This window comes from Pseudomonas sp. FW300-N1A1, assembly GCF_058789115.1.
Window position 1 is genome coordinate 1 of sequence record NZ_JBYTBK010000030.1, and the last position, 26,990, is coordinate 26,990.

The 26,990-nt window shown below is 59.7% G+C and carries 24 protein-coding genes and 2 pseudogenes; 13 read left to right on the top strand and 13 right to left on the bottom strand.

What is annotated here, in order from left to right; genetic code table 11:
• Nucleotides 1–425 precede the first annotated feature (425 nt).
• A complete protein-coding gene (locus AC3WQN_RS18800; RefSeq protein ID WP_256587284.1) occupies nucleotides 426–926 on the top strand; it encodes a hypothetical protein in 501 nt (166 codons plus the stop codon).
• 112 nt (nucleotides 927–1,038) lie between these two features.
• Here the strand turns inward: AC3WQN_RS18800 and AC3WQN_RS18805 are convergent, their stop codons facing one another.
• Nucleotides 1,039–1,476, bottom strand: coding sequence for a GNAT family N-acetyltransferase (locus tag AC3WQN_RS18805; RefSeq protein ID WP_218192544.1), 438 nt, complete (start codon nucleotides 1,474–1,476; stop codon nucleotides 1,039–1,041).
• A 275-nt stretch (nucleotides 1,477–1,751) separates the two neighbouring features.
• Entirely contained in the window at nucleotides 1,752–2,192 is a 441-nt protein-coding gene (locus tag AC3WQN_RS18810; protein WP_103400599.1) for a helix-turn-helix domain-containing protein, read from the bottom strand.
• Nucleotides 2,193–2,271: 79 nt separating this feature from the next.
• Between AC3WQN_RS18810 and AC3WQN_RS18815 the strand changes: the two genes are divergently transcribed.
• Nucleotides 2,272–2,787 (top strand): DUF2938 domain-containing protein, encoded by a 516-nt coding sequence (locus AC3WQN_RS18815; protein WP_103400551.1) that lies wholly within the window; start codon nucleotides 2,272–2,274, stop codon nucleotides 2,785–2,787.
• A 333-nt stretch (nucleotides 2,788–3,120) separates the two neighbouring features.
• Here AC3WQN_RS18815 and AC3WQN_RS18820 read toward each other — a convergent pair whose 3' ends face one another.
• Both AC3WQN_RS18820 and AC3WQN_RS18825 read right to left on the bottom strand, forming a co-directional pair.
• On the bottom strand, nucleotides 3,121–5,553 hold the full coding sequence (locus AC3WQN_RS18820) for a spermine/spermidine synthase domain-containing protein (protein WP_103400552.1): 2,433 nt from the start codon (nucleotides 5,551–5,553) through the stop codon (nucleotides 3,121–3,123).
• 2 nt (nucleotides 5,554–5,555) lie between these two features.
• Entirely contained in the window at nucleotides 5,556–6,299 is a 744-nt protein-coding gene (locus tag AC3WQN_RS18825; RefSeq protein WP_256587285.1) for a protein-L-isoaspartate(D-aspartate) O-methyltransferase, read from the bottom strand.
• Between the two features lie 34 nt (nucleotides 6,300–6,333).
• Between AC3WQN_RS18825 and AC3WQN_RS18830 the strand changes: the two genes are divergently transcribed.
• The gene (locus tag AC3WQN_RS18830; RefSeq protein ID WP_146038379.1) at nucleotides 6,334–6,525 is read left to right on the top strand and encodes a type II toxin-antitoxin system HigB family toxin; all 192 of its coding nucleotides are present in this window, start codon (nucleotides 6,334–6,336) and stop codon (nucleotides 6,523–6,525) included.
• A 607-nt stretch (nucleotides 6,526–7,132) separates the two neighbouring features.
• Here the strand turns inward: AC3WQN_RS18830 and AC3WQN_RS18835 are convergent.
• Nucleotides 7,133–8,020, bottom strand: coding sequence for a LysR family transcriptional regulator (locus AC3WQN_RS18835; protein ID WP_103400553.1), 888 nt, complete (start codon nucleotides 8,018–8,020; stop codon nucleotides 7,133–7,135).
• Nucleotides 8,021–8,193: 173 nt separating this feature from the next.
• On the opposite strand from AC3WQN_RS18835, the gene AC3WQN_RS18840 reads away from it, so the two are divergent.
• Nucleotides 8,194–9,726, top strand: a complete 1,533-nt coding sequence (locus AC3WQN_RS18840; protein ID WP_103400554.1) for an MFS transporter — start codon at nucleotides 8,194–8,196, stop codon at nucleotides 9,724–9,726.
• Between the two features lie 347 nt (nucleotides 9,727–10,073).
• Here AC3WQN_RS18840 and AC3WQN_RS18845 read toward each other — a convergent pair.
• Nucleotides 10,074–10,339: pseudogene (locus tag AC3WQN_RS18845) on the bottom strand (AraC family transcriptional regulator N-terminal domain-containing protein); the annotation flags it as partial.
• Nucleotides 10,340–10,544: 205 nt separating this feature from the next.
• Between AC3WQN_RS18845 and AC3WQN_RS18850 the strand changes: the two are divergent.
• The gene (locus AC3WQN_RS18850; protein ID WP_095079639.1) at nucleotides 10,545–11,165 is read left to right on the top strand and encodes a LysE family translocator; all 621 of its coding nucleotides are present in this window, start codon (nucleotides 10,545–10,547) and stop codon (nucleotides 11,163–11,165) included.
• A gap of 9 nt (nucleotides 11,166–11,174) precedes the next feature.
• Nucleotides 11,175–12,161 carry a quinone oxidoreductase family protein gene (locus tag AC3WQN_RS18855; protein ID WP_256587286.1) on the top strand — a complete coding sequence of 329 codons (987 nt, stop codon included), beginning with the start codon at nucleotides 11,175–11,177 and terminating at the stop codon, nucleotides 12,159–12,161.
• Nucleotides 12,162–12,179: 18 nt separating this feature from the next.
• On the opposite strand, the gene AC3WQN_RS18860 is transcribed toward AC3WQN_RS18855, so the two are convergent.
• A complete protein-coding gene (locus AC3WQN_RS18860; protein ID WP_103400555.1) occupies nucleotides 12,180–13,061 on the bottom strand; it encodes a LysR family transcriptional regulator in 882 nt (293 codons plus the stop codon).
• Nucleotides 13,062–13,172: 111 nt separating this feature from the next.
• On the opposite strand from AC3WQN_RS18860, the gene AC3WQN_RS18865 reads away from it, so the two are divergent.
• The 3 genes from AC3WQN_RS18865 to AC3WQN_RS18875 all read left to right on the top strand — a co-directional run bounded on the left by AC3WQN_RS18865 (nucleotide 13,173) and on the right by AC3WQN_RS18875 (nucleotide 16,022).
• Nucleotides 13,173–14,297 carry a fatty acid desaturase family protein gene (locus tag AC3WQN_RS18865; protein WP_178081907.1) on the top strand — a complete coding sequence of 375 codons (1,125 nt, stop codon included), beginning with the start codon at nucleotides 13,173–13,175 and terminating at the stop codon, nucleotides 14,295–14,297.
• Between the two features lie 83 nt (nucleotides 14,298–14,380).
• On the top strand, nucleotides 14,381–14,767 hold the full coding sequence (locus AC3WQN_RS18870; protein WP_178081908.1) for a methylmalonyl-CoA mutase: 387 nt from the start codon (nucleotides 14,381–14,383) through the stop codon (nucleotides 14,765–14,767).
• A gap of 49 nt (nucleotides 14,768–14,816) precedes the next feature.
• A complete protein-coding gene (locus AC3WQN_RS18875) occupies nucleotides 14,817–16,022 on the top strand; it encodes a methylaspartate mutase (RefSeq protein WP_103400557.1) in 1,206 nt (401 codons plus the stop codon).
• A 689-nt stretch (nucleotides 16,023–16,711) separates the two neighbouring features.
• Here AC3WQN_RS18875 and AC3WQN_RS18880 read toward each other — a convergent pair.
• Nucleotides 16,712–17,947, bottom strand: a complete 1,236-nt coding sequence (locus AC3WQN_RS18880) for an NADH:flavin oxidoreductase/NADH oxidase family protein (RefSeq protein WP_103400558.1) — start codon at nucleotides 17,945–17,947, stop codon at nucleotides 16,712–16,714.
• 124 nt (nucleotides 17,948–18,071) lie between these two features.
• On the opposite strand from AC3WQN_RS18880, the gene AC3WQN_RS18885 reads away from it, so the two are divergent.
• Nucleotides 18,072–18,506 (top strand): MerR family transcriptional regulator, encoded by a 435-nt coding sequence (locus tag AC3WQN_RS18885; RefSeq protein ID WP_103400559.1) that lies wholly within the window; start codon nucleotides 18,072–18,074, stop codon nucleotides 18,504–18,506.
• Between the two features lie 141 nt (nucleotides 18,507–18,647).
• The gene (locus AC3WQN_RS18890; RefSeq protein WP_103400560.1) at nucleotides 18,648–19,448 is read left to right on the top strand and encodes a hypothetical protein; all 801 of its coding nucleotides are present in this window, start codon (nucleotides 18,648–18,650) and stop codon (nucleotides 19,446–19,448) included.
• Between the two features lie 59 nt (nucleotides 19,449–19,507).
• Here AC3WQN_RS18890 and AC3WQN_RS18895 read toward each other — a convergent pair whose 3' ends face one another.
• The 4 genes from AC3WQN_RS18895 to pdxR form a co-directional block, all read right to left on the bottom strand.
• Nucleotides 19,508–20,713, bottom strand: coding sequence for an MFS transporter (locus AC3WQN_RS18895; RefSeq protein WP_103400561.1), 1,206 nt, complete (start codon nucleotides 20,711–20,713; stop codon nucleotides 19,508–19,510).
• Between the two features lie 248 nt (nucleotides 20,714–20,961).
• A complete protein-coding gene (locus AC3WQN_RS18900) occupies nucleotides 20,962–22,224 on the bottom strand; it encodes an MFS transporter (protein WP_103400562.1) in 1,263 nt (420 codons plus the stop codon).
• Nucleotides 22,225–22,275: 51 nt separating this feature from the next.
• The gene (locus tag AC3WQN_RS18905) at nucleotides 22,276–23,346 is read right to left on the bottom strand and encodes a sugar phosphate isomerase/epimerase family protein (protein WP_103400563.1); all 1,071 of its coding nucleotides are present in this window, start codon (nucleotides 23,344–23,346) and stop codon (nucleotides 22,276–22,278) included.
• Between the two features lie 107 nt (nucleotides 23,347–23,453).
• Nucleotides 23,454–24,956, bottom strand: a complete 1,503-nt coding sequence (gene pdxR, locus AC3WQN_RS18910) for a MocR-like pyridoxine biosynthesis transcription factor PdxR (RefSeq protein ID WP_103400564.1) — start codon at nucleotides 24,954–24,956, stop codon at nucleotides 23,454–23,456.
• Nucleotides 24,957–25,284: 328 nt separating this feature from the next.
• Between pdxR and AC3WQN_RS18915 the strand changes: the two are divergent.
• Together AC3WQN_RS18915 and AC3WQN_RS18920 are read left to right on the top strand one after the other, a co-directional pair.
• Nucleotides 25,285–25,596: pseudogene (locus AC3WQN_RS18915) on the top strand (AMP-binding enzyme); the annotation flags it as partial.
• Nucleotides 25,597–25,740: 144 nt separating this feature from the next.
• Nucleotides 25,741–26,070: a hypothetical protein gene (locus AC3WQN_RS18920; protein ID WP_103400566.1), complete on the top strand. Its 330-nt coding sequence runs from the start codon at nucleotides 25,741–25,743 to the stop codon at nucleotides 26,068–26,070.
• On the opposite strand, the gene AC3WQN_RS18925 is transcribed toward AC3WQN_RS18920, so the two are convergent.
• The gene (locus AC3WQN_RS18925; protein ID WP_103400603.1) at nucleotides 26,067–26,864 is read right to left on the bottom strand and encodes an alpha/beta fold hydrolase; all 798 of its coding nucleotides are present in this window, start codon (nucleotides 26,862–26,864) and stop codon (nucleotides 26,067–26,069) included. The two genes, AC3WQN_RS18920 and AC3WQN_RS18925, sit on opposite strands and share 4 nt — an antisense overlap.
• Between the last annotated feature and the right edge of the window lie 126 nt (nucleotides 26,865–26,990).

Consider the following 26,990-nt stretch of genomic DNA (forward strand, 5'->3'; position numbering starts at 1 on the left):
TCCTGCCTGGTTACCCGCTTACCCGCGCTGACGATGGGGGTGTATTCCCACCTTGTGTCGAATGATACTAACGCGAAATGACCGCGTCTGAAGGGGCAGCACTCGACCAGAAGCGGTCATTCGTAGAGTCTCTCTTGCAAGGTTGCTCGCTTATTTGCGATGCGAACTCTCGATCCACCCAATGGTGCAACTCATGACCCCTACAATTTTGCCAGCAACAGTTCTTCGTCCCGACATGCGTGATAGCATTTTGATGTAAGCGTTTTTAACTTGCCGGAATTTTCTTGTCTACGCTCGCATTAGCACCTGATATCTCGATCACAACACACAGGTACCAACTGAGGTTAGGTTATGTCCGATGACGGCTATGGGCGCAGCAGGGCAAGTATTTTTTTCCAGTTTTCAGTATAGGGCAGACGAAGCTGGTGATTGTGTTGCTTATCCTTTTACTGGTGGCAGTCAGCGCCATTGTGCCCGATACAGCTGAGGGAGGAGGGTGGTTGCTGGTCCAGCAGATGATCTTGGTTGGATACAAGGATATGGGAAGTTTTAGTGAAGGATCAAGTTATAGATTGGTAGTAATGGTTAGTTTTTCTATGGCGGTTATTCTGTCTTGGGTTGCTGCCATTGTGACGTCGTTGACTCGTCTTCATATGCATGCTTTTCAGGCTGTTGAGAGAAAAAGCTATTTACCAAGAGTTTTGACTGTTGGGTTCATACTTGTATTCTTGTTACTGCCTATTTTTCAAGCGTTGCCAAATAATGATTTGCACTTCTCATATCATGTGTTTAAGGCGATGTGGGAAAGTAGATTGTTGATAATTGGGGCGAGCGTTGTGTATTTTTTGATCTCTATGGTGCTTTGGGTGCTGGTTTTATTTGAGGTTTCTAACGTTCTGGGTCGGAGGTCGTCTACACGTAGCTGAACTCTGCCATGGCCAAGCAGCAAACGACCCAATGCGGACGCTGACCAGCATTTGGTTAAGGGGCGGGCTTTAGCCCGCCCCAGTGAGCGAAGCGAACGGTTTGAACCAGTTGTTATGCATGTTTTACTAGCCGTTTCTTTAAATGATACAGGTTAGTCCCGATTGGTCGATCCTCAAGAACACCATAAATCTCATACCCATGCTGCTCATAGAACTGTTTAGCATCAACGGTTTTTAAGAATGCAACTACTGCCCCGTTGTTGGCGCCAATCGTTTCTGCTTTTTCCAATAGCATAGAACCGACTTTTCTACCGCGATGAGATTCCTTAACCCAAAAGGTATCAATTTCTAAGCCATCCCAGTAACAATTACAGCTTATTGCACCGATGTAGTCGCCTACTTCATCGTGTGCAACCACCATAAATATTTTATCTTCCGATTCTGGCGGTAGATTTGGATATTGAATTCGAAGATATTCTGAAAACCTATTATTCAGAACTCCCTGATCCTTTTCTGTTGGAGAATCCAATATATCAATCTTGATTTCCACTTTATTGCTCCGATCATTCAACTTCGAGGTGCCGTACGGCTTTTGGCATAACAATTAATTTTGCGACATGCGATGTCGCATAACATTCCATGTTCATGCGTAATTCCTTGAGCAATCAAAAATTCGAGTCTGTAAACGCGACATCAAGAAGGGGGAAAGCGGCATATTTTTTTGCACATTACTGAAGTATTAGCTGCGTGTCCATGGTCTGCTTTTGGCCGATAGCTGACTGTCCGAGAGGGTTGCTATCGACCCAAAACAAGCACGTCTCCCTTTCACGATCCACGTCTGCGCAGGTCGCCTTTTCCGGTTTTTCTCTTGATATCCCCCGTCCCGATGGCGTTCAGCATTTTCTGAAACTTTGAGCATTCTATGTGATGAGGAGCAGGGCAGGACGCTACTCGACGAAGCTCGTCGCGTATGGCGCTGAGTCGCTCGATGGTACGGTCCAGTTCGTCAGCCTTTTCGTTAAGCCGCTGGCGATCAATGTCAGGCTGACCGTCCGCGTCCAGCATGGCGACGATATCGTCCAGCGAAAACTCTGCCGACTGCCCAAGCGCGATCAAGGACAATCGCTGGAGTACATCGGCACGAAACACGCGACTCAGGCCACGACGACCGATCGAACTGATAAGACCTTTCTCTTCGTAGTAGCGCAGCGTTGAAGACGGTAGACCGGAACGTCGTGCCACCTCACCAATATCCAGCTCTTTCATGCTTGACCTCAAGTCGACTTGAACCTGCAGACTGCTCGGATCAAACCGCCAAAACAGGTTCAAGGCAAGGGGGAATACCATGGGAACAGCCGAGACGGCACTGCGCATTCTGTTTGTTGGAATGGGGGCCACGCTGATCATGGACGTATCGGCTTTTGTTCAAGCGCGAGTGTTTGGCCTGGCGTCGCTTGACTATGGCCTGGTCGGTCGTTGGCTGGGCCACATGTTGCAAGGGCGGTTTCATCACGCCCCGATCATGACGGCGGCTCCTGTCAGGAATGAACGCCTGATGGGGTGGGTGTTCCATTACGTCACGGGCATTGTTTTCGCGATGGTGCTGATCGGTGCGAAAGGGCTTGCCTGGATCTGCAACCCCACGCTGGTGCCTGCGCTTGTGGTGGGGTTGGTCAGTGTGATTGCGCCTTTCTTCATCATGCAGCCCGCGTTCGGTTTCGGCGTTGCCGCTTCGAAGACAGCGGCACCGAGCGTGGCAAGGCGCAGAAGCGTCATTGCGCATCTGACGTTCGGACTGGGGCTTTTTGTGGCTGGGTGGCTGTTGATGCTGCTCTTTCCGGCATCGCTATGCCTAAGTTGAGTGCCTTTGGGGCAGCGGTGGTGCTCAGGGTAAGAGCGTAAGTCCTGAGTGTCTGTTTCTGGCCGGTTTCTGCCGGTCACCACCGGCAGCTATGGGATGAAAGCCACCTCTGACGACTCGACTGCGTCGGCCAAAACCAATTGCTTGCGGCACGGAACCTCTCATTTTTGGCATGACGCACACGTCCACATTTTCAAATGCTTAGCTTCGAAGCAGGAAAGGCGTCACCCTCGCGTCTCGACATGGCGAGACGTGTGAACTGCGGCAAGCGGCGTTCCAACAGGCCATTCGTCTCACCAGGGTCTGTTGACGTTTCGCTCCGAACCGCCGCGATCAGGGAAACACGACGGCCGCCGCGAGATACAGCAGCAACGCCAGCAGCAACACCACGGTGAAGCCCAGGTGGATCGCCAGCAGGGTCGCCAGCACGGCCGCTACCACCGATACGCTGGCGTTGACGCCCCAGGCGATTGGCACCAGTGCTTCGGCGCGCGCGGAGACGCGCCCGAGTCCGAGCGGAAACGGCATGCCCATGGCGAACGCCAGCGGCGCTACCAGCGCGGCGCAGATGCCGAACCTGGCGAGGGTCCCCACCGGCGCCAGCAGCTGGAACAACGGGGGCAGGGCGATCAGGTAGAGCAGGGCGATCGCGCAGATCGCCAGGACTGGCCGCGCGAGCGGATGACGGGGCCCCACACCCGTTCCAATGTCCCCCCGCCGCCGGCCGGAGTAACGGCTGCCGAGGCCCGCGAAGATCAGGAACGCGCTGAGCGTTACCGCCACCGAGTACAACGGGTGGCTGAGGAAAAGGGTGAACTTCTGGATGAAGGCGATTTCCACGAACATGAAGGCGAAGCCGATGGCGGCGAAGTAGGACACGACCCGAAGTTCGAACCTGGCCAAAGCCGCATTCCGAGAGCGCCGCTGGCGCCGCCGCGCCACCCATAGCGGCGCCAGGATCAGCAGCACGGCGGCCACGCTGGACTGCAGCAGCGTGGCGATCAGCACCGGATAGCCCCACTCCAGCATTGACAGGCCGCCCTGCTCCTTCAGCGCCAGCAGTTCCGGCAGCGAGCGCCACTTGAAGAAGTGGAAGAAATACGGCCGGTCATCCGTGGTCGGACGCACGTCGAACTTGTAGCGTGCCAGGAACTCCGCGCGCTCGCCGGACAGCAGGGCCTGCGCCGCTTCGAAGAACCAGGGCCGGTCGAGCAGGTTGTAGCGGTTCGCCTCGGCCACGGTCATCCCGGGGTAGTAGGCCAGGTCGAAGGAGCGCGCCCGGCAGAACTCCTGCAGCACGGCGATGCCGGCGTCGTCGAAATCCCTGTTGCTGAACAGCAGCGTCGCGGTCTTCCAGCCGCGGATCATGACGATGCGGCGCGCCGCGCTGGCCTGCCCGTCGTGCTCGATGGCCGCGGCCGCGGTGGCCAGCAGCCTGGGAACATCGCGGGGCGGCAGGGTGACCCAGCGGGTGATGGCCAACAGGCCGCCGGGCGTGAGATGGCGCAGGTACTCGGCGAAGGCATCTACCGTGTACAGGTAGTTCTCGGACAGCGCATGCAGGCCGCCCGAGGCGGTACCGAAGGAGTCCAGCAGGGCGATCTGGATCAGGTCGTAAGGTTCTTCGCGCGAAGCCACCAGGCCGCGCGCCTCGCCGATCAGCACACGGACGTTGGGCGCGCTGTACGGCTTGCCGGAGAAGTCGGCGAAGCGGCGCTGGACCAGATCGATCACCTGCGGGTTCAGTTCGATGGCATCCACCGCGCTGGCGCCGTGGTAGATCGCCTGCAGCACATCGGCGCCGGCGCCGCTGCCCAGCACCAGCACGCGGGGTTGGTGCAGCAGGTGATAGGGCAGAGCCGAGGTCAGATAGTCCAGGTAGGCGAGCGGCTCGCGGCGCCCGTCATAGCGGTTCAGCACGGAAAGGCCGTCGCCGTCGGTGAAGATGGCCAGTTGTGCGGGCGGTTCCTGCGTCGCGTTGAGGCTCAGGCCCGGCGCGTGGCGCAGGGGAATGGTCGGGCTGTCGACGACCGTGAGCAGGCCCAGCGGACTCCAGGTCTGGGCGATTGCGCGCGCATCCTTGATACGCAGCGTCTGGCTCAGTTCCTTGTACTCGGAGGGCGACAGGGCGATCCAGCGCCCGGGCACGCCGACCGGCACCGCGACGGCCGCCACCAGCAGCAACGGCGCGAGCCAGTGCCTATGCCCCGTGCAAGCCATGCCGGCCAGCGCCCCGGCGGCGATGCCGGTGCCGGCCAGCAGCCGCAGCGCATCGACGGGCGTCAGGGCGAACAGCGCGGCGACGATCGCCAGGCTGCCCACGCCGGCGCCGAGAATGTCGAAGGCGTAGATCCGATGAATCTGTTCCTGAAAGCAGGTGAAGGTCAGGCAGATGCACACCGCCGCGCAGAAGAACGGCACGAACAGCAGCAGGTAGATCATCAGCAGGCGCGCCGACTGCCGCGCGTCCCAGAGGATCTCGAGGGGATTGAACGGAACCTGCTGGGCCAGGCTGAAGCAGGCGATGGCGCTCAGCCCGAACAGCACCGCGCCGCCGATGAACACGCCGTGGAAGCGCGGCGCCAGCACCGGCCGCGCCAGTGCTACGGCGGTGCCGGCAGCGCCGTAGCCGAGCAGCGCGACGCTGATCATCATGTAGGCGAAATGGTGCCACTGGATGATCGAAAGCAGTCGCAGCAGCAGCACCTCATAGCCGAGCGCGGAGGCAGACAGCAGCGCCAGGGCGAGCAATGGCGGCGAATGCATGTTCAACCGCCTCCGACCAGCGGCACGAAGCGCACAGGCAGCACCTGCCGGGTGGACACACTGCCATCGCCGGCCTTCTCGATCAGCAGCAGGTACTGGATCATGAATGGCGCGCCGACCGGGATTACCATCCGTCCGCCGGCCTTGAGCTGGGCGATCAGTGGCGGCGGCACATGGCTGGCGGCGGCGGTGACGAGGATGGCGTCGTAAGGCCCGTGCTCGGGCCAGCCGTGGTAGCCATCGCCCAGCCGGGCCTGCACCTTCGCATATCCCAGCCGGCCCAGGCGCTCCCCGGCCTGCACTACCAGCGGCTCGATGATCTCCATCGTGTAGACCGCCTGCGCCAGCTCGGCGAGGATCGCTGCCTGGTAGCCCGAGCCAGTGCCGATCTCGAGTACCACGTCGCCGGGCCCGACCTGCGTCAGGTCGGTCATCAGGGCGACGATGTAGGGCTGGGAGATGGTCTGGCCGTAGCCGATCGGCAGCGGGCGGTTCTCGTAGGCGTAGGGCACCTCGTCGGGCGGGACGAACTGATGGCGTGGCACCTTGGCCATCGCGGCCATCACCGGCGCGGCAAACTCGACCCTGCCGGTTTCGTCGCGGGTGACGGACGACATGTTGGCGATCTCCCGCACCATTGCGTCGCGCAACCGCGCGAACGGGTCGTCGGCATGCAGGCCAGCGGATGCCAGCGCCAGAGCGATGGCAGGCGCCAGGATGCGCGTCAGGAGCATCACCGGCTTCACAATGACTCCTCCGCCTGAGGAATAGTCGAATCGTATGGCCGGCGGGCTGGCTCGGCAAGACCAGAAATGCATCCGGGAAGCCCAACAGAAATGGTCACACTCGGCCAATGCACTGGAAGCCTGGTATCGCCTGATCCGACGCACAAGCCCGAGCGACTTCGCCGCCATGAAACAGCTATTCCCAAGCGTCGACAAGCATGTGTTCGACATCGGCGGCACCCCGTAACTGCACTGATAGCACCCAGCCAGTTCAAGCGGTGATACAAATGTCGAGACGATGCTGTTTTTTGGCTCTGCCAATCCCCGACAGACGTAGTGGCGGGGGGTGTCGTTTTGAGAGATGACACCCCAGGGGGCGTCCCCCTTGTAGTTGCTCAAGGCGAAGTGGCGGAGCCTCACTTTGGGTCGGATGGTTTAAACGTGGGCTATGGTCACAATTAAACCGCACTGCTCCAGCCTGCTGTGAGGTGTGTGGCCTGCCTGGCGATAGACAACTCTCACTTTCCTAGCGCGAGAGTTAACCTGGTCAAATGCTTAGTTAACCGGACTATAGGCCACAGCCCGTAAGGCTTTCAGCTCTGTTAACCACCCGAGTTAATCAGTTAACTAACTTTGGAGGGGTGCCGCTAACGAATTTACGCGAGTCTTCGTACCCGTATCTCAACTAAATTGCCAGGGTCCCCGGCGTGTTTCGGAAGAGAGTTGGTCGCTGTTTGGCATGGCGCTGCGTAATTGCATTGTACTTGGCCGTCCAAATGCTTAGCGGCTGGCCGCGTCTCAGTATGGCCTAGGCGCAGGTGATGGGCATCGGCGTCTACGTGGCCCAGTCTGGATCAGGTTTTGAAGAGCTCCGCGCTCATGAAGTCGATGAACGCGCGCAGCTTCGGCGCCAGGTGCTTGCTCGACGGCCAGAGCATGCGGAAGGTGCCCTGATGATGGTTGTAGTCGTCCAGCACGCTCACCAGTTCGCCGGCTGCGATGGCATCGTGCACCATGAAATCCGGCAGGCAGGCGATTCCAAGGCCATCGCGGGCGACGTGAAACAGGGCCTCGGTGGTGTTGCACACCATCGAGGCCAAGAGGACGGGGTCTGCCTCGCCCTCCGGCCTGCGCAAGGGCCACGACTCGAACTTGCCGGTACTCGGGAACTTGTGTAGCAGGCAGGCGTGGCCCGTCAGGTCGGCGGGCACGCGCGGAGTGCCGCGCGCGGCGAAGTACCGGGGCGAGGCAACTAGCAGCAGCTTGAAGGTGCCCAGCGCACGGGACATCAACCGGGAATCAGTTGGTTCTCCGGTGCGAATGACTGCATCGAATCCGTCCTCGATTACATCGACCAACCGATCAGAGAAATCCACGTCCAACTCGATGGCCGGGTAGCGGTGCATGAAGGCCGTCAACGCCGGCATGACCAAGCCGCTAGCCAGCGGCAGGCTCACGCGTAGCTTCCCTTGGGGTGCCTGTCGAGTTACCAACAACTCCAGCTTGGCCGCCTCGACCTCGCAAAGGATGCGCCGGCAACGCTCCAGGAACAGTGTGCCCTCGGAGGTCAGCGTGATGCTGCGCGTGCTGCGATGGAGGAGGCGCACGCCCAGCCGCTCCTCCAGCCGGGCCACGCTCTTGCCGACGGCGGAGGACGAGATGCCGAGCATGCGCCCGGCCTCCGAAAAGCTGCGGGCTTCGGCCGCCTGCACGAAGAACGCGATGCCATTGAGAGAGTCCATTCTTCACCGATCTAAGAAAATTTGTCCGATATGTTCGGAATCTTAGCCCATTTTTCTTAATCGAGCCTGCACTTACGCTGACGGCTGCACAGGTTGGATGCGGCTGTCTTGGCTTTCGAGATACGGCTTTGACGTCTGCCTGACCCTCTACTGACTCTTTGCGGATTTTCCCCATGACACAAGCCCTGACCGCCACAAGCGGTACCACCGGACGCAACTGGTTGCAACTGCTTGCCGCCTGCCTTACCGGCATCCTGATCCCGCTGTGCTTCACTGGGCCGGCCGTCGTGCTGCCGTCCATCAGTCAGGAACTGGGGGGGACGGCGGTGCAACTGAACTGGGTGGTCAACGGCTACATCCTGACCTACGGCAGCGCCATGATGGCGGCCGGCAGCCTGACCGACACCTATGGCCGCAAGCGCGTGTGGCTGGTCGGCCTGGCGCTATTCGTGCTGATGACGTTCTTAATCCCGCTGGCGCCGACCGTCGTCTGGATCGACGGGCTTCGCCTTGCGCAAGGGCTGGGCGGCGCAGCCGCCTTTGCGGGTGCCATGTCCTCGCTGGCGCAGACCTTCCACGGCCCGATCCGCACACGTGTGTTCAGCTTGCTCGGCACCACGTTTGGTATCGGCCTGGCCTTCGGGCCGCTGGCGGCAGGCTGGCTGGTGGAGGTGGCGGGCTGGCGCTGGGTGTTCCTGGCGACGGCGCTGATCGGGGTGGCCGGTTTCCTTCTGGTGTGGGTCAGCGCCACGGAGTCCCGAGACCCAGACTCTACCGGCCTGGACTGGCCCGGCGCTTTCAGCTTCACCGCCGCGCTGACCTTGTTCACCTACGGCATCCTGCTGGCGCCGGAAGAAGGCTGGCGCAGCGTTTCGGTGCTCGGAACGCTGTTGGCCTCAGTCGTGCTGTTCATCGCATTCGTACGCATCGAACGCCGCGTCGCGCGCCCGATGCTCGACCTGTCGTTGTTCGGCAGTGGCCGCTTCGTCGGCGTGCAGGTGTTGGCCGCATCGCCGGCCTTCTTCTTTGTCACACTGATCGTGATGCTGCCGGGCCGCTTCATCGGCATCGACGGACTGAGCGCATTGGAAGCGGGCCAAATGATGATCGCCCTGGCCGCGCCGCTGCTGGTCGTGCCGTTCCTTGCCTCGTTGTTGTCGCGCTGGTTCACCTCCGGCATGCTGTCTGGCGTCGGGCTGTTGCTGGTGGCGGCCGGACTGGTCTGGGTGGGCCAGGTGTTGTCCGGCGGGGCCGGCCCTGCGCTGGTAGCGCCGCTGGCGCTGATCGGCGCAGGCATTGGCCTGCCTTGGGGGCTGATGGATGGCATGGCCGTGAGCGTGGTGGAGAAAGAGCGTGCAGGCATGGCGACGGGCATCTTCAACTGCGTGCGTGTTTCGGCCGACGGGATTGCCATCGCGGTGGCGGGCGCGCTGCTGGCGTTCTTAATTCAGGGCGGGTTGCTCGGCACCTTAGCCGCGGCCGATCCAGCCGTTGTGATTGAGGCCGCCAATCGCGCCGCGCTCGGCGATCTGGCGCAGGCCAGTGCCCTTGTCAGCGGAGAGCGCGCCTTGCTGCTGGCGACCTACGACCAGGCATTCCGCTGGGTCTTGTACGTCCTGGCCGCATCTTCGGCATTGACTGCATTCCTGGTGTTCGCCTTGCTGGGTCGATCGCGCGCGCATGAAGAAGTGGGAGCGGCGGCATGAGCGAGATAAAGTAGAAGTGGATGTCAATCAAGATGTCCTGGTAGTACTTCTTCGTAGCCTCAACATCCTGCTGGCTTGGCGGTATTTCCCGATTCCAGATTCTTCGCACCTGAGTTTCAGCGGCTCTCAAGGAGCGGAACGCAAAATCGACGCAATGGACCGTCGCGCCTGATCGGCTTGCAGTCATCACTTTGAGAAGTTCATCGTCATTCATGCCTCACCACCTTAGGAAACCGTGATCAGGACCAGCTGTATGGGCCATTTATAACGATAAACACGCGTTTCTGGCCCACGAAACGATCCTGCGCCCAATTCCCTGCATCGAATCATCGGGAAGGTTCGTTCGGTAACCGGGCTTCGTGGCCGAGCTCTTCGACGTCCAGATGTTCGTGGTAGCAGCTGTGGATCTTGCGTATGGCCCGGGTGATCTTGCCGAAGTGCCCCGGCGACTGAGCGCGGCACGCATTGAGCCGCCCTGCTCGCCGGTCAGGATCCGGTAGTAGATTTCCCGTATCAGCGACGGTCCAAGTTTCTGCGCATCGCCCGGGCGACTCATGGCTTCCAGGAAGCGCAGCATCGAGCTGCGCAGCAAATCGTCCATGAACGAGGCGTAATGTTGCGTCGCATTTTTGCGGCTAGTCGTTTTGCATCTGCAGCCGTCCAGGAGTGCCAAAACCAATCCTCCCAGACACACAAAAAGCGCTGTCACGCTTCCCACATTTATGGGATATCGCTTTGCGCTCTTCGCTATAACCTTATAAGCGACCGCGAATTAGACTTGAGGGAGTGCAGTCCATGTCGTGATTGAGGATAAAAACGTGCAAGAAATATTCAGCATCAACTGGCTGCTTTGGCTGTCAACCATGGCACCGCTGACCCTGAGTGCAGGTCCTGGCAACTTGATGGTTGCGACCTCCGGCGCACAAAGCGGTGTACGTCGTTCGTTCCGGTTTATCGTCGGCCTAGACATCACTTATTTCTTGCTCGCGGTGCTGGTCGGGTTAGGGCTTTATCACACGCTGATGAACAGCCCGAGGCTGGTTTGGGTACTGCAAGTGCTAGGCAGCTTCTACATCTTGTGGCTTGGGGTGCGGCTGCTGCGTCGCCCGCTGAAAGCGCCCGGCGACAAAGCCATACACTTGCAGTTTCGAGACGGCATCGTTGTGCAGTTGGGCAATGTGCAAGGAATAGTGATGTTGCTGGTGATGTTTTCCACCTTCACGCCCTCTGGCGAGACAAGCAGCAGCGTTGTGCTGATCTTGAGCGCTGCGCTGATTTCGCTGAATTTCTTCTCGCACGTCATCTGGGTATCGATGGGGTCGACCGTGCAGAAACTGATCCAGGCGCGGCCCAAACTGCTGGTGTTCCAGAACGCGATGTTTGGACTGATGCTGATCGCGGTAGCGGTCTGGATTTTCCTGCGTACCGGTTCTCTGTAAGGAGTCTCCATGACCCATGCCCATGCTGTTGTCTTCGCCGTTCCTGGGAAGCCGGACGTCCTCGAGCTACGGGAGTACGAATTGCGTGCCGCCGGCCCCGGAGAAATCACCGTCGCTATCGAGGCGGCCGGCGTCAACTTTATTGATTTGCATCGGCGCTCTGGCGCGCTTGAGGATGGTTCTCCCTTTCCAAGGAGCTTGGGCGTGGAGGGCGCGGGGCGCGTCGTCGAATGTGGACCGCAAGTGCGAGGTTTCATCCCCGGCGACCGGGTGGCATTCATCGACAGCTCGACGGGCAGCTACGCCAGTCACGCTGTACTTCCAGCCATGCGCGCGATTCGATTGCCCGATGACGTACCGAGCGAAATCGCCGCTGCGTTGATGTTCAAGGGACTGACCGCCGAATACCTGACTTATCGCTGCGTACCGCTCGAGCCTGACGACTGGGTCGTCTGGCATGCTGCTGCCGGCGGCGTGGGGAGCATTGCCACGGGCTGGCTCGCCGCCAGGGGCGTGCGCGTCATCGGTCTTGCTTCAACCGAAGCTAAAAGACGCCAAGCGTTGGATGCTGGCTGCTTCGCTGCCCTTGACTCCGACGCTCCGGGAACATTGTCGTTCATTCGTGAATTGACCGACGGCAAGGGCGCTCATACCGTGTTCGACTCTGTCGGGCGCGCTACCGTGGAGCTGTCATTGGCGAGCTTGCGCCAGCGCGGTCATCTGGTGCTATTTGGCAATGCGTCGGGCGACGTAACGGGGTTCAATCTATCGCGGCTTGGACAAATGGGCTCGCTGCATGTGACTCGGCCGTCCTTGAAGCACTACATCGGTCAGAACGCCGAACTCACCACCAGCGCGGCACAGGTTCTGATGGCCTTGTCCAAAGGTTTGATTCGTAGGCCCCAGATAACGCGCTTACCGCTCGCCATGGCTGCCGAGGCGCACCGCATCATGCAGGAAAGGCAAACCCAGGGCTCACTGATCCTGGTGCCATGACCCTCCATGCAAAGGTTGCTATTGCATCTCCGCCGTTTTGCTGTGGAATAGCTCCGTCAGATAATCCACCACTTGATCGACGCGGCCTACGCCTTGCGTAGCCTGATTGCGCAGAAGCCAGATATCGGAGCTGTGCAGGGGGCTATCGGCCAGGACCTGACGCAAGCCTGACTGGTGTGCAACATAGGTCGGTAGCGCGGCGATACCAAGATCAGCTTCTACCGCCTTGAGCTGGGCATTGAGATTGGACACGCGCATCCAGAGCTTCTGGTCGCCGCTCACCTCATTCAGCCATTGCGCGAGCGGCATATAAGACATTTCCTCAGTCCAACCAATCAAGTGATGGTGCTTCAAGTCGTCAGGCTTCGCTGGCAGTCTGTTGGCGGCGGCATATCCTTCGGAACAAAAAAGGCCCTGCATCAGTGTCCCGACCCGGCGCATGGTGAAGTTGCCGTTTTCGGGTCTGCGCAATCGGATAATGATGTCGCTATGGCTTTGCGTGAGTTTTGAAGACACCGCCGTGTTGATGAAGTCGAAGCTGATCTCGGGGTATTGATCACGGAAATCCGCCAGTCCAGGAATGATCAGGTGCGTGCCCATCAGCTCCGGGCAATCGATGCGCACCTGCCCAGCCATCCGATTGCTTGGCTGCGACATCTGCCGCTCAATGAGTTTGAAGCGCTCCTCCGTCTCTAACGCCAGTGGAAGCAGCGCCCTGCCAGCTTCCGTCAGGAAATAGCCGTTGGTCTTTTTCAAGAACAACACGGTACTGAGCGAATCCTCAAGTGCGGCGATCTTGCGCGACACCGTCGATGCCGAAACCTTGAGCGAGTTTCCCGCCTCGGTCACGTTGTTCGACTTGGCGACGAAGATAAAAACTTTCAGATCATCCCAGTTCACGTTGATGAAGTACTCAAAAATGGAAAATCGATCTCCACCTATTTCTATTCGAAATAACGAGAGGTCACGTTAAAGTTTTTTGCATGGAGCAAACCCGCAGAGGACACATGGATGATACGTAACTCGATGCGCGCCCTTCCAGGGTTCATACAACCATTTTTGAGCTGGCTGACAGCCAAGCCCCTGCCTGAGGATCTCAACCAGGTCCGAATTCTGAAACCCATCCACCATATCCTTGTGTCAACGGGATTAATAGCATTCGGGGTGTTGTTGGCCGGCATTGGTTACTTGCATGGCAGTGTGACTTTCTGGCTGCTGGGCTTTGTAGTGGCGACCGGTGGTATCAAGCAGATGCAGGTTATGATCTGCCATAACTGTGCTCATGACATGGTTTTTGAACAGCGTGAGATGAACTTGACAGTAGGCCGGATTATTTCTGGCGTATTGATGCTCAAACCGTTCGATACCTACAAGCAAGAGCACGCTCTGCACCACAGTTCCAAAACCCTGCTCACAGAGGATGACGACACTCTGTCTTACCTGCAAGGGGTGGTGGGATTAAAACCGTCCGACAGCGTTGCCACGATGTGGACCAAATTGGTCTCCACGGCGCTATCACCGTTAGCGATCCTGCGCTCTTTCTGGAGCCGATTGAAGGCGACTGCAACCGCGTCGAACGGCCGAGTTGCAGCGCTGACGCTGATCTTCTGGGCCACGGTCAGTTTGCTGGCAGCAGCCATGGGGTATTTCGATCTTTTCATCATGGCGTGGGTCGTGCCGGTATTCGCCGGCTATCACATCAGCACGACGTTCCGCCTGGCTGCCGAGCACACCTGGCCCAACGTGGACGTACTGGAACGGCGCGGTATCGACTTCATTTGCGAAAGCACGACCGGTGTATTTATTGGTGAGGAGTTGCGCATACCGGAGGCTGCGGGTGCTGTTCGACGCATTGCCTACATCTGCTTATGGCTGATCAAAATGCTGGGCTACCACTTGTTCATCCGCGTGTTTGTGATGGTCGGCGATACACCGTGCCACGACTTTCACCATCGGCGCCCAAGATCCAAGGAATGGCCGAACTACATCACCGCGCGCGAGCGGGACAGGATCGAAGGCTCGAAACCTTTTCCCACTAATTACGCCGATTACTGGGGCTATATCAACGCGGTAACAACGAACTTTCGCAATTTCCAGAAGGCACTTCCGTATTACGCAAGCAGAACAGAAACTTAAAAGGGATTTTAACGATGACATTCAACAAAACCGCTCTTCTCAGCACTGTACCATCAGACTCCCATAGCTGGAACCTAGTGTTCATGGAGTTCCTGCTCAATGACCTTGGCTATAAGGTCGAAAACCTGGGGCCCAACACGCCAATGGATGATGTTATTGCGCGGCTTAACCGCAATGGCTGCGCAATAGCTGTGATCAGTACTGTCAATGGCCACGGCTACATCGAGGGCGCCGAACTCGCCCAGCGCATTCGCAACGAGACGAATCACATCGAAGGGCTCTATATCGGCGGAAAAATCTGCACTGAAAACGACGCCCTGACCATCGCCCGGCACAGCGATACGCTTCGGGCAGCGGGTTTTGACGAGGTGTTCGATGACAGCGTGGCAAACAGTTTTGATGCCTTTCAGGAGCTCATTTCCGCACAGTTGTATCCAACCCATTACCTGGAAAAGCGGGTCGCGCGATGAGTGCGTACTCTGATCCAGATAAAGCAGGGACAGGAAAAGGTATGCCGAAATGATCGACTTCAACACCCACGTGCTTGAACGGTTTGACGTACATGGTCCGGTACTCCAGCCGCGAATGGGCTTCAGTGACCCCGTCCTGATGCAGGCAGGGCTGGAGGCCACAGCGGCCAGTCGCGCGAACACGGTATGCACCATCACCCTTGATGCGTTCACCCGGGTGAATGATCTCGACGCGGCGCAACGGGCGATTGATAGTGCGTCCATGCTAAATGGCTATCCGATTGTGAATCATCCGGCGGCGAAAACCCGTGCGATGCTGGAACAGATTCATGCCCGCTACCTCCTGCCGGTGCAGATTCGCCATGGCTCGCCCGATCCACTGCACATTTTCAAGCGCATGGTCGAAATCGGCTCGGCCACCACCGAGGGTGGGCCAATTTCCTATTGCTTGCCGTACAGCCGTACGCCGCTGCGAGAGGCTTTCGGCCACTGGGAAAAAGCCTGCCAGGTGCTTTCCAGAGGGCTGGACCACAGTCATATCGAGAGCTTCGCCGGCTGCATGATGGGGCAGATGTGCGACCCGGTCATTCTGGTTGCACTCAATATTTTAGAAGGACTGTTTTTGCGCTCTCACGGGATCAAGACGTTGTCGTTCTCCTACGCCCAAGGCACCTCGCCCGTGCAGGACCGTGCCGCGGTGACGGCTTTGCAACAACTTGCCAGCGAATACTTCGCACCGGGCAGCTATCATTTCGTCGGGTACGTGTTTATGGGCTTTTTCCCACGAACCCTGGGCGGGTTTTGTCGAATCACTGGCGATGCGCTGGGCATGATTCGCTCTACGGGCGTGCAGCGTGTGATCATCAAGACTCCGGTGGAGTCACGTCGTATTCCTCGGGTTGAGGAGAACATCGCTGCATTGGAATACGCCAGTTATTGCCTGCACACGGATGGTGTCTTGCCGGATGTCCCGTTTGACGCGCAAGAGCATGCACGCATTCTAGACGCCTCGAGGCGGCTGATTGAAGGAACGTTGACTCGTGATGCCGACTTGTCCGAAGCAATTCTCAGCGCATTCGACAGTGGTTTTCTATCGATTCCTTACTGCCTTCACCCAGATAATAAACGGGGAGCCGGCACGGTGTTGACCGCGAAAAATTATTACCAAGGATTCGAGGGTGAGCGAGTGGAGAATGCTTTCTCCTTCTTGGCAGCATTGCGACAAAACATCCGCACCTATGATGGCGTCGCCTAACTTGAAAAACGCACAGGGATACGATGTGTGCGCTTAAGTCGTTGACCGCAGCTTTTGGCTTGGATTTTCGATAAGCTCAAGAGAACGTGGTTCTCCCCATTATGAGGAGAGAGTCGCGCAGAAAAAACGTACTTTCAGTACGGGTGCATTATAAGTCATGGCTGCTACGTACCACGTAGTTGCGCCTCGCAAGCCAGGGGTCCCCAGGATCCGTATTAAGAGATGGTGGTAGGCTAGGGGGGCGGCGACTTGTCAACAAGCGTAGCCCGTCTGATCCGGACTGGCGATTGCTGTCTCTCGTGACTGGCCGAAAACGGCCAAAAGCAAACGCTCATTAGATACCTGCTCCCACATAGCGCTGCCCTCGGCAAATAGCGGAACTCAACGTGAACAGATATTCACGAGAGCAAGACCAGAAGTTCTCTAACGGTTTCACATGTCAAAAGAAACACTTTCCAATGAAATCACTCTTCAGTGCGGCCGTCGCGGCATTGTAGCGGTCAACGGTTCGAACGTCAGCGGCTGGCCGAAAACAGTCCTTGGATGAACGTCCACTTCTGGCCGATAGCGATCAGCATCGACCGGCTGCTATCGACCCTCAGTGGGTATCGGAGAAAAGTCATACTGTTCCCCTTTGTTGGTCAGCTCTGCGAAGGGGGGCCACTGAAATGCGGGCCCCACTCAAAGTATCAGCCCGTCCGGCGGCTCATCAGTTGGCGATACTGCCGTGTGCGGTGCAGGCTTGCCCACTGTTCCTGCAGCAATGCCCACAGCGGTGAGGCGTTCGGGGTCGGCGGGTTGCCGTGTGCCAGATTGCGCATCTGGAACTTCACCAGGGCCATATAGGCCAACGCGGCCAGGGCCTTGCGCTTCCAGCGGATCGGCGGCAGCTCGGCGTTGGCCTGAACCTGGCCGGCTTGCCAGAGCCGCGGCAGTGCCGGGTTGACCGCCAGCGCGGTGGCGATGCCGGCCATGGCCACGCCGCCGGCCAGCACCTGTTCCACCACCGGCAGGCGGCGAATGCCACCGGTGACCATGACTGGCATGCGCGCGATAGCGGCAATCTCCTGGGCAAACTCGAGGAAGTAGGCTTCGCGTTTCAGGGTACGGCCATCACGGGCATCGCCCTGCATGGCCGGCGCCTCGTAGCTGCCGCCGGAGAGCTCCACCAAATCCACTGCAAGCTCGTTGAGCCAGCGCACCACCTGGCGTGCGTCGCTCGGCTCGAAGCCGCCTCGCTGGAAGTCCGCCGAGTTCAGCTTCACCGCCACGCAGAAGCCCGGCGACACCTGGGCGCGCACCGCCTTTATCACCTCCAGCAGCAAGCGCGCGCGGTTCTCCAGGGAGCCACCCCAGCGGTCCTCGCGGCGGTTGCTCAGGGGCGAAAGGAATTGGCTCAGCAGGTAGCCGTGGGCGGCATGCACCTGCACCCCGCTGAAGCCGGCCTGTTCGGCCAAGGCTGCGGTGCGGGCGAAGCGCTGGATCAGCGCGGCGATCTGCGCTTCGTCGAGCGCCTTGGGCACCGGGAACAGTTTCGACAATCCGCCCATCTCCAGTGCCACGGCGGAGGGGGCCACTGTGGGTTGACCGAGGTTGGCCTGCATCTGCCGGCCGGGGTGGTTGATCTGCATCCAGAACTGCGCCCCCTGTGCCCGGCCGATGCGTGCCCATTCGCGGAAGCGCTCCAACCGCTGGCCTTCCTCCAGCACAACACCGCCAGGACCGGTCATGGCGCGGGCGTCGACCATCACGTTGCCGGTCAGCAGCAACCCTGCGCCGCCCTCGGCCCAGGCCTGGTAGAGGCGCAGCAACGGGTCCGATGGGGTCTGGTCCTGATTGGCGAGGTTTTCCTCCATCGCCGCCTTGGCGATCCGGTTGGGAATGAGGGCGCCATTGGGCAACTGCAGGGGCTCGAAAGGGGACATGGGGCTCTCCGGAAGGTTGGGCGCCGTGCGTCGGCTTGTGGATAGCCGGACGGCGGCGGGGCTTTGATACGACAAAGCCTAAGGTTAAAGTCAACTTTAAGGTCAATAGGGGAGCCCCAATTAAATGAAGATCGGCGAACTCGCCCGGCGCAGCGGCCTGGCCGCCTCGCGCATCCGCTTCTACGAAGCCAGTGGCCTGATCAGTGCCCGGCGCCTGGGTAATGGCTATCGCGACTATTCCGAGCTGACGCTGCACGCGCTGGAAATCATCGGCTGTGGTCAACAGGCCGGCTTCAGCCTGGATGAGATGCGCAACCTCATGCCTGACCCGGCCCAGCGCACCGACAACCACGATCGCCTGCTGGAAAGCCTGCAGCGCAAGGTCACCGAGATCGACGCCATGCAACAGCGCCTGGCTCAGAACCGCGCGCGGCTGCTGGAAATCATCGCCGGCATCGAAGGCAAGCCCGAAGGCATGGGCTGCGAGGAGAATGCTCAGCGGATGCTGGTCGGCTGGCGGCAGCCGGGAGGGAAGGGCGCGGACGAGGCCGAACGGTAGGGCGCGCAGGCGCAGAGCGGCTCTCCACAAATAGCCTATTCTGAACTCGCACACGGAACACTTGAGTTGCCGAGTATGAAGTTTCCCTTGGGTGCAAAAGTTGTCGTCTTTTAGCTCAACGTCATGTGCGGAGAGTCAGCGATGGACCCATACAAACAGCCAAGGCAGACTCCTCCGGAGGAACAAACCCGCACATCCAGTAACGCAAGCGACAGTTACTCTGCAGCGGCTTACGTTCCGAATACGGTCCCGTTCAAGGTTCGCTTGTGGAATGTCACGTTGTCAGTCGTCTTGTTGGCCTATGGAACCTTTGGTGTGGTCACCGACCACTTTGTGGTTCCCGGGAAGCGTGGCTCAATAGCCTTGTATGGCTACCCTGCGTGGATCATGTATGGGGCGCTGTTGTGCCTGGTGGCCAACCTGGCGGCTGCCGTCATCGATCATTACGACACACGAAACAATGAAGGGCGGTACAAGCGATTCGAGGTGATTTCGCGAAAGACCGGATGGGTGTTGTTTTTTCTGGCATTGGCACTAGGCCTCGTCAAACACTTCCAGGATTTTACTTGTGAGAACAGTGTTGTCCTGAAGACGACCAACGAAAGGAGGGGGCTTACAGCATTCGCTTACAATCGCCACTGCGCGCCACACCTTTCGACCAGGGCGATTGAACCGCAACTCAAAATCACAGTGGTTCCTGCAGCCTCCATTCTCCCTGCCAATTTTACAATCGCGGCGAACATGAATCGGACAGACATTGTTCGCATGTACTGGAGCGGGGAAAAACTGGCCATTGAGTATCGCTTGCGTCGAGGTGCACGCGGCAAGAAAGCACGTCCAACGGTCTACAATGAAACACCCGTGCCGGTCGAGTTGATTGACGTGAACCCAGGTCCGGTGGCGCAGGGCTCGCGGGGCCATAACGCTGCACCGAATCCCTGAGCGTGAGTGTTATCCGCGCCAAATGAATCACGCAAGGTGCGACTGTCGGACGCCGATCCTCAATCAGCTTCCTGAACCTTTGCATCACTCAGGCTGGAAGCCCCCAGGCAGTAGAACAATCCCCCGGCAACAATGAACAGGGCGAGCATGTAGAAGATGTAGTGGGGGGGCTGGCTCGCCAATACGATGCCGCACAGCACCGGGCCCAGTGCCGCGCCGAGGCTGGCCAGGTTTTGCGCGCCGTAATACATGCCGCGCAGGTGGTCGGGGGCGATCTTGTCGATGAACATGTATTCCGCCGGGAACACGATAATTTCGCCGATCGTGAAAATGACCATGGAAATCACCCAGAGCACCACCGTGGTCGACAGGGCAAAGCCCGCCAGACCCAGTATGAACATGCTCAGCCCCGCCGCCAGCCACCGACTCAGGTGCCGGTGGGAAATCCTTCTGCCAATGGCGTACTGCAAGCCGATCACCGTCAGCGCATTGGTCGCCAGGGCGGCGCTGATGATCCGGTAGGTGGTCTCGGGCGTCGTCGTGACCACCAGGTACTGCGACAGGTAGGCCGCAAACTGGCCAAAGACCACGGCGCTGAGCAGTCCGCCGAGGGTGAAGCAGACTAACCGATAGTCCTGCAGCAGCAGTTTCCCCACGGCCAGGAACGGTGTGGAAGGGAGAGCCCCATCGGCGCTGCTCAGGTCTCTGTCGCCCCAGACGAAATAGAGGCAGAAGAACCCTGTGCCGAGCCCGGCGGACAACAGGAATGGCAGGCTGATATCCAGCTTGGCCATGGCGGCCCCGATAAACGGGCCAATGGCATAGCCGATGTTGGTCAGGGTGTATTTGATCGAGAACACTTCGCTGCGTTCGGTGACGGGGAGCAGGCTGGCAAACCCTGCCTTGACCGCGATATCGATCACCGCATACGCCAGGTTGATCAGCACCAGGCAGAGGTAGAACAGCCAGAGATCGGGCGCAAGAAAGGCGCCGAGAAACCCCAGGGTGAACACCGCGCAACAGCCCAGAATCAACCGGTAGCTGGGCATCCGGTCCACCAGGAAGCCACCGTAGAGACTCAACAGCGAGCCTATGATCAGTGTGCTGCCAATGACCAGGCCGGTGTCGGCGATGCTCAAGCTGAAGCGGCTGGCAAGGTAGATGACCAGATAAGGCAGGGTGATCCCCCGCGCCAGGGTCAATATCAGGGGCGCCGACAGCAGTAATTTGACGGCTCTCGGGTAGCGCTTAAGCGTGGTCAGCATCCTTGCCTCATCATTCAACAGGTGGTTTCCAGGGTGTTCGCCAGTCGCACATCGTTGATCGATGCGTGGCAGCCAGCTTACTGGGAAATACCGTGCTGATTCATGATGATTTTTAGCCGATGTCTGGAGCTGAATTCATGAACAGGGAGCGTCCCTGTTTTCTTCCGGGCGATTATCGAGTGGTCGCTACCGGTCCCTGCCAGGAAGAGGCCTGGTCCAGCGCCTCTTCCCGATCAAGTGACAGGCACTCAAGCCTGGGCGGCGACCCCGCCAGTGGCCGTGGCGTTGTTGCGTACAGCCCTGTACATCAGGCTCGAGACCATGAAGCCGATAATGGCCAGCACGCTCATCAGGCTGAAGACATAGTTGTAACCCGGCTCGCCCGGGAAGTGGTCGAGGATGGCGCCATAGATCACATAGGCGAACATGCCCGGCGCATAACCGATCAGGCAACCGATGCCGAAGGCCGAGCCGGTGATGTGCTGGGGAATGCCGACTTCACCCATGGGCGCCCAGAAGACACCGCGCATGGAGAACACAATCAGCGCGAAGGACAGGGTGGCGGCCATGCCGGCGTAGATGAAGCTCGGGTTTTTCGGGATCAGCATGATCAACGCCATGGCCGGCAACAGCGCCAGGAACGCCCACTTCAGGTAGCGGCTCGGGCTCTTGAACTGCTTGTCGGCAATAAAACCACCGGCTGGCCCGCCCAGGATCTTCAGGAAGTACTGGTTGATGATGCCGTAGGCGCCGACCAGTGCCACGGGCAGGCCATACATTTCCTTGAGGTAGGGAATGAAATAGGTCAGGCCGCAGTAGACGATGTAGACCATGAACACGTTGAGGCTGACCAGCCAGATACCGGGTACCTTGATGGCTTCGAGCAGGTTTGCCAGGCTGTTCTTCGGCTTGGCGACCGACTGCGTGGTGCCGCCCTTGAGCAGGAACCAGGTCAGTGTGCCGGCCAGGATGTCGATGACCGAGTAGAACAGGATCGCCGATTTCAGGCCTGCTTCACCGGAGCCCATGGCCACGAAGACACCCAGGGCGGCAAACGCGACCAGGGTATCAACCACGCCACGCCCGCCTTCCAGCAGGCCGAACAGGCGGCCTTGTTCCTTGTCGTCGCCCAGGTTGCGAATGGCCTTGAGCAGTGAAGGCCAGAACAGGCAGTCGGCACAGATCGCCAGCAGGCTGAACACGATCAGCAGATTGCTGAAGGGCGGGAAGGTCGCCAGGTAGAGGCCCAGGCCGCCGGTGCCGATCAGGCCGATGGGGATCAGCTTGCGCGTGTCGAAACGGTCCGCGAGCATGCCGCCGACGACAAACAGTGCGGTGGCGATGATGGCATTGGCGCTGAGCAGCAGGCCGATTTCAGTGTGGGTCAATCCCATGAATTCTTGCATGGGCACATAGAAGGCGTCCTTGAGGTTCGCCAGCTTGTAGATGGTGCCGCCACCAAGGATGAGAATCAGGAATCTGAACCATTTGGCCTTGTCACGAGTTGTCATTATTGTTCTCCAGGCATCATTGAGTCGGCAGTGCCGGTTGTCACGTCAGGGTCAGGCGTTCGCGTGGTTGTCCAGGGTCAACTGGGCCAGGGTGCGGAATTCGGCCAGCAGGCTTCGTACATAGGCGACCTGGTTGTTCGCCCAGCGGTGTTCATCGGCCAGCATTCGCTCCAGCGAGAAGCCGTCGGGCAGCGCTGTTTCACTCATTTCCCGGTAGGCAATGAACGGGTCGGCGGCCTCGCCGGTCTGGCGGAACGCCGGGGCGACATAGTGGTTCTCCTGCTCAAGGATGAACGCGATCACTTGCGGTGTTGTTTCGCCGAGCATCAGCAGTTCGAACAGCATGCGGGCGTTGGGCAGGTCGTCTTCGTCACTGCCCTGCAGCACGCCGTAATGGCCGAAGCCGTTTTGCTCGGGCACCACGCGCACACCCTTGAGGTGGGTCTGGCGAATGTGCGGGGCCAGGTTGCGCAGGGCCTGCATGGGCTGTTCGCAGGCATTGATCATGTTACCGAAGTCGAACAAGGCGTGCAGGCGGGGGTGGTTGAGCCGGCTCAGCAGTTGGGCGATTTCGTCGCTCTTGAGTTCCTCGTGCTGTTCGAAGTCGAAGAACAGGTCGTGCTCGTCGGCCTGTTGCGCCAGGTAGTGCAGGTCGGACTCGATCACGTCCATGACCCGGGACAGCGCCCCTTCATAGCGTGAGTAGACGCGGATGTTACGGGTGCCCACGGCCCTGGCAATGGCGACCACTTGATCGACGTCTTTTTTCAGGGTGCTGCTGATTTCCAGGTGTACATCCAACCCCAGGGCCCTGGCCTTGTCGGCGAACGCTTGCAGCTGTGCGGGTGTCATCTGGCTCAGGCTGTTTTCCTCACCATCGAGCAGGTGCAGGCTCAGGCCCTGCAGTTCGTGGCGATAGGCGAAGTCCAGCAGGTCGGCCGGGGTGACGCGACCATGGGTGAGGTTGGTCAGCAACGGGTAGGCATGGGCAAACAGGCGCAGTTGCGCGAGTCGATCGAGCAACTGGCGGGCCAGTGCCTGCGTGAGTACGGGAGGGGCCCCGGCCTCGACAGCCTTGTGGCTGAGCAAGGTATTGAATCGCTCTTGGATCTTATTGTTCATTCGAGTCGTTCCTGGTTCAGACGCCGGGTCTACCGGCGCAGCCTTTATCGCGCCAGTCGGGAACTCTCGATAGATCCATTATTCGTTAATTGATAAGACCACTCGGTTCACGGGTGCAGGTAGCCCATGCTGATCAGTGCCCGGGCCAGTGCCTCGACGCGCTCTTGGGCCTTGTCCACGGGCGTGCCGGCGAAGCCGATCAACAGCGCCGGTGGCAACCTGTGCTGCAGGCAATAGTCGCTCAGGGCATAGGTGTGGATGTTGTGCCGGGCCAGTTCCTTGGCGATGGCATCGTCATCCGTTTCCGCTGGGAGCCAGGCGATCAGGTGCATGCCGGCTTCCACCGGGGTGATGCGCAGGAAACTGCCCAGGCGTTGTTGCAGGTGCTCGACCAGTGCTTGCTGGCGAGCCTGATAGAGCGTGCGCATGCGGCGGATATGCCCCAGGAAGTGACCCTCGACCATGAAGTCGGCGGTTACTGCCTGCAGGAGGGTGGGCGGGCTGCGATCCATGACCGCCCGCAAGGTGCAGAACGGCTCGATCAAGGCCTGTGGCAGGACCACGTAGCCCAGCCGCAATGAGGGGAACAGGACTTTGCTGAACGTGCCGACATAGATCACCCGGGCCCATTGATCCATGGCATAGAGCGCGGGGAGGGGGCGGCCGCTGTAGCGAAACTCACTGTCGCAGTCGTCCTCGATGATCCAGCTCTGGTTGTGCGCGGCCCAGTCGATGAGCGCCTGGCGCCGCGCATAACTCATGGTGATACCCAGCGGGTGCTGGCGCGAGGGCGTGGTGAACACCAGGCGCGCGTCAGGGCACTGGGCCAGGCCTTGCTCGATATCGATGCCCTGTTCGTCGATGGGCAAGGGCACCACCTGGCCACCCTGGGCCTGGAACGCGATGCGCGCGGCGATATGCCCGGGGTCCTCCATCCACACACTGTCCTGCGGGTTGAGCAGGAGCATGCCCAGCAGGTTGAAGGCCTGTTGGGCGCCGGAAACGATCACCACCTGCTCGGCACTGCAGTCGATGCCATGGGCATCGAAGACGTATTCGGCAATCGCCGTGCGCAAGGCCAGCAACCCCTGCAGTTCGCCATAGCCGAGCATGGCCTTGGTCGGCTTGTGCAGGTGGCGGTTCATCAGGCGCTTCCAGATATGCTGCGGGAACGCGTCGTACGTGCTGTGGCTGGGCAGGAACGAGGTGGGACTCGCGGGGTCCCAGTCGGCATAGGACACCCCGCGAAAGTGACTGCTGCGCAGCGACAGCATCGACTGGCTCAGGTCGGACAGGCGCGGCGGTTGGCGCTGGCGATCCTCATCGGCGATGCCACGGTTCTCCCACTCGTTGCCGACATACGTCCCGGCCCCGGTGCGCGAGGCCAGGAAGCCTTCGGCAATCAACTGGTCGAAGGCATTGAGAATGGTGATCCGCGACAACGCCAACTCTTTGCTCAAGGTGCGGGTAGAGGGCAGGCGTACGCCTCCTTGCAACCGTCCGGACAGTACCTGTTTGCGAATCTGCAAATAGAGTTGACGGTAAAGGGGTATTGAGCTGGCACGGTCCAGCTCAATACCCGTCAGCAGCAAGCCGGCAGGGGATTTCATGACATGCTCGTCTGAATGGAGTAGGGAGGTTGGCCTGGAATGATTTCAAGCCCCGGGTAGCGCAAGGGTAGCGAGCGGCAACGCAGAAGTCACCCACCGCAGACGTTGTGCGGGCCCCTGTGCCGAGGCGTTTGAGGACTGTGCGAGCGTTGCCCGCAGGCGTTGCGCCTGTCATGAAATGCCAAGCCATTGTCGTTTGATGAGAAGCACCCCAGCGACCCGGGACCTACAGTCCAGCCAGCGCAATTCGACGCAGCCCGCCAACAGTGCGCAGGGGAGAACAATAACAATGGGTCGTGCTATCAACGCCAGCGCCGAGAGGCAGGGCAAGGATCGAATCAAGGACAGGGTCAAGGCCGGCACGGAGTGGATCCGTCCCCAGGACCTGGAGCGCCTGATCAACGAGCACGCGGCCGTCCGCTCGGTTGCGGTCGTCGGCATTGCCGACCGGCAATGGGGCGAGCGGCCCATGGCGCTGGTGGTGTGCGAGCCAGGCCAGTATCTGGACCGCAAGATCCTGGAGGCGCATCTGCAAGTGTTTGTCGAGCGTGGCCGGATCAACCCATGGGCGATCCCCAAGCAATTCAAGTTTGTCACGCAGATCCCTCAAGCCGGTGCTGGTAAGCGCGACCGCCAGTAGGGGCGGGCATTGGCCCGTCGGGCAGGTGCGCCAGGGTATGTAGGCGACGCAAAAGTCTTTGCGAAATGAGGCAAACTGCTGGCCCCCCGATCGTCGCTTCGTTGCCAAACTTGCTTTCTTTTCAGCAGGTTAGGTGTTTGCTCCATGCGGACTTTTGTATTGACCCTGACAACGTTCGCCCTGGCGGCGTTCTCGCTTGGGTCGCACGCCAGGGAACTGAGCAAAAACGAGCGTTATGTGTGCAACTGGGGCTCGGGAATCGCCGCCGGCGCCCAGGAGTCGAAGCTTTCCGGCATGTCGCTGTATGGCGCTCGCAAGCAGTTGCAGACCCGCAAGTTCCCGCAGCCGTGGATGCGTATGACGGCCTTCGGGATCACCGAGCAGACCTACAACAGCACTTCCCGTCTCAAGCCATCGGCCGTCAAGCAGACGTACTACGAGCAATGCGTCCAGCATGAGCAGGCCAAGGGTTAAAGGCGTTCGATGAACTGCATGATCGCTGTATTGACCGGGCCTGGGTGGGTGATGGGGCCCATATGGCCCAGATCCTCGAACTCCACGCATTCGACGTTCGGCAGTGCACGGATCAACAGCCGTGCCACGGCCCGCGAGGACGCCGGTGAGTGTTTGCCGACCATGTAAAGCACCGGAAGCTCAAGGGCGCTGAACGCCTGCAGGGGTGTCGGTTCGTTCAGTAACGCATGCGCCCAGCCCGGCAGATTGACCACCGAGGCGCTGATGGCGGGTTTTCGTTGCGAGGGTATCTGTTCCCACGCCCCCGCACCCATCCAGTAGTCGATGAACCGTTCCGCGGCGCTGTCCAGATCGCCCGCCTCGAGGGACAGCCTTGCCTTGGCCACCACCTCACGAATGGCATCTGCCGCATTGGGCGGTGGTGTCTCGGCATCGAGCAGGGCAAACAACGTCGGTTCGTACAGGGCCATGGCGCGCACCCGGTCAGGGTTCTGCGCCGCGGCCACCAGTGCCACGGCGGCACCGTAGGAATGGCCCACCAGGATCAGCGGCTGGCCCGCCGTGGCCAGCACGGGTTCGGCGAGGGCCACTTCGTCACTCAGGGTGACGACCCGGTCGGTCGGCCAAGGAGGACTCTTGCCTGCACCCCATGAGTCCAGGGCCAGCACTCGGAAGTTCGCCGCCAGGTCATCCTGCAACTCGCGCCATTGTGCCGAGTGACTGGCGTTGGCGTGGAAGCAGACGATGCCCGGGCCTGCGCCAGTGTCCCGGAAGAAGGGTTCGACAGGTTTCATGTTGATCACATCCCGTTGCTCACCCCCCATAACTATAGATCGCCCCGGGGTGTTGTCCGTCAGATGCCGGGGAAGGGCGACCGGCGGGATCTACACTGTTTCTACTGCACCGTGCTCGGCATCGCC

Bases quoted from the DNA above. Each gene is read 5' to 3' on its own strand.
- AC3WQN_RS18875 (WP_103400557.1), top strand. From the start codon at position 14,817: ATGATCGACTTCAACACCCACGTGCTTGAACGGTTTGACGTACATGGT.
- AC3WQN_RS18855 (WP_256587286.1), top strand. From the start codon at position 11,175: ATGACCCATGCCCATGCTGTTGTCTTCGCCGTTCCTGGGAAGCCGGAC.
- AC3WQN_RS18920 (WP_103400566.1), top strand. From the start codon at position 25,741: ATGCGGACTTTTGTATTGACCCTGACAACGTTCGCCCTGGCGGCGTTC.
- AC3WQN_RS18865 (WP_178081907.1), top strand. From the start codon at position 13,173: ATGATACGTAACTCGATGCGCGCCCTTCCAGGGTTCATACAACCATTT.
- AC3WQN_RS18870 (WP_178081908.1), top strand. From the start codon at position 14,381: ATGGAGTTCCTGCTCAATGACCTTGGCTATAAGGTCGAAAACCTGGGG.
- AC3WQN_RS18885 (WP_103400559.1), top strand. From the start codon at position 18,072: ATGAAGATCGGCGAACTCGCCCGGCGCAGCGGCCTGGCCGCCTCGCGC.
- AC3WQN_RS18925 (WP_103400603.1), bottom strand. From the start codon at position 26,864: ATGAAACCTGTCGAACCCTTCTTCCGGGACACTGGCGCAGGCCCGGGC.
- AC3WQN_RS18835 (WP_103400553.1), bottom strand. From the start codon at position 8,020: ATGGACTCTCTCAATGGCATCGCGTTCTTCGTGCAGGCGGCCGAAGCC.
- AC3WQN_RS18820 (WP_103400552.1), bottom strand. From the start codon at position 5,553: ATGCATTCGCCGCCATTGCTCGCCCTGGCGCTGCTGTCTGCCTCCGCG.
- AC3WQN_RS18840 (WP_103400554.1), top strand. From the start codon at position 8,194: ATGACACAAGCCCTGACCGCCACAAGCGGTACCACCGGACGCAACTGG.
- AC3WQN_RS18830 (WP_146038379.1), top strand. From the start codon at position 6,334: ATGGCCGGCGGGCTGGCTCGGCAAGACCAGAAATGCATCCGGGAAGCC.
- AC3WQN_RS18815 (WP_103400551.1), top strand. From the start codon at position 2,272: ATGGGAACAGCCGAGACGGCACTGCGCATTCTGTTTGTTGGAATGGGG.
- AC3WQN_RS18905 (WP_103400563.1), bottom strand. From the start codon at position 23,346: ATGAACAATAAGATCCAAGAGCGATTCAATACCTTGCTCAGCCACAAG.
- AC3WQN_RS18900 (WP_103400562.1), bottom strand. From the start codon at position 22,224: ATGACAACTCGTGACAAGGCCAAATGGTTCAGATTCCTGATTCTCATC.
- AC3WQN_RS18895 (WP_103400561.1), bottom strand. From the start codon at position 20,713: ATGCTGACCACGCTTAAGCGCTACCCGAGAGCCGTCAAATTACTGCTG.
- AC3WQN_RS18890 (WP_103400560.1), top strand. From the start codon at position 18,648: ATGGACCCATACAAACAGCCAAGGCAGACTCCTCCGGAGGAACAAACC.
- AC3WQN_RS18810 (WP_103400599.1), bottom strand. From the start codon at position 2,192: ATGAAAGAGCTGGATATTGGTGAGGTGGCACGACGTTCCGGTCTACCG.
- AC3WQN_RS18880 (WP_103400558.1), bottom strand. From the start codon at position 17,947: ATGTCCCCTTTCGAGCCCCTGCAGTTGCCCAATGGCGCCCTCATTCCC.
- pdxR (WP_103400564.1), bottom strand. From the start codon at position 24,956: ATGAAATCCCCTGCCGGCTTGCTGCTGACGGGTATTGAGCTGGACCGT.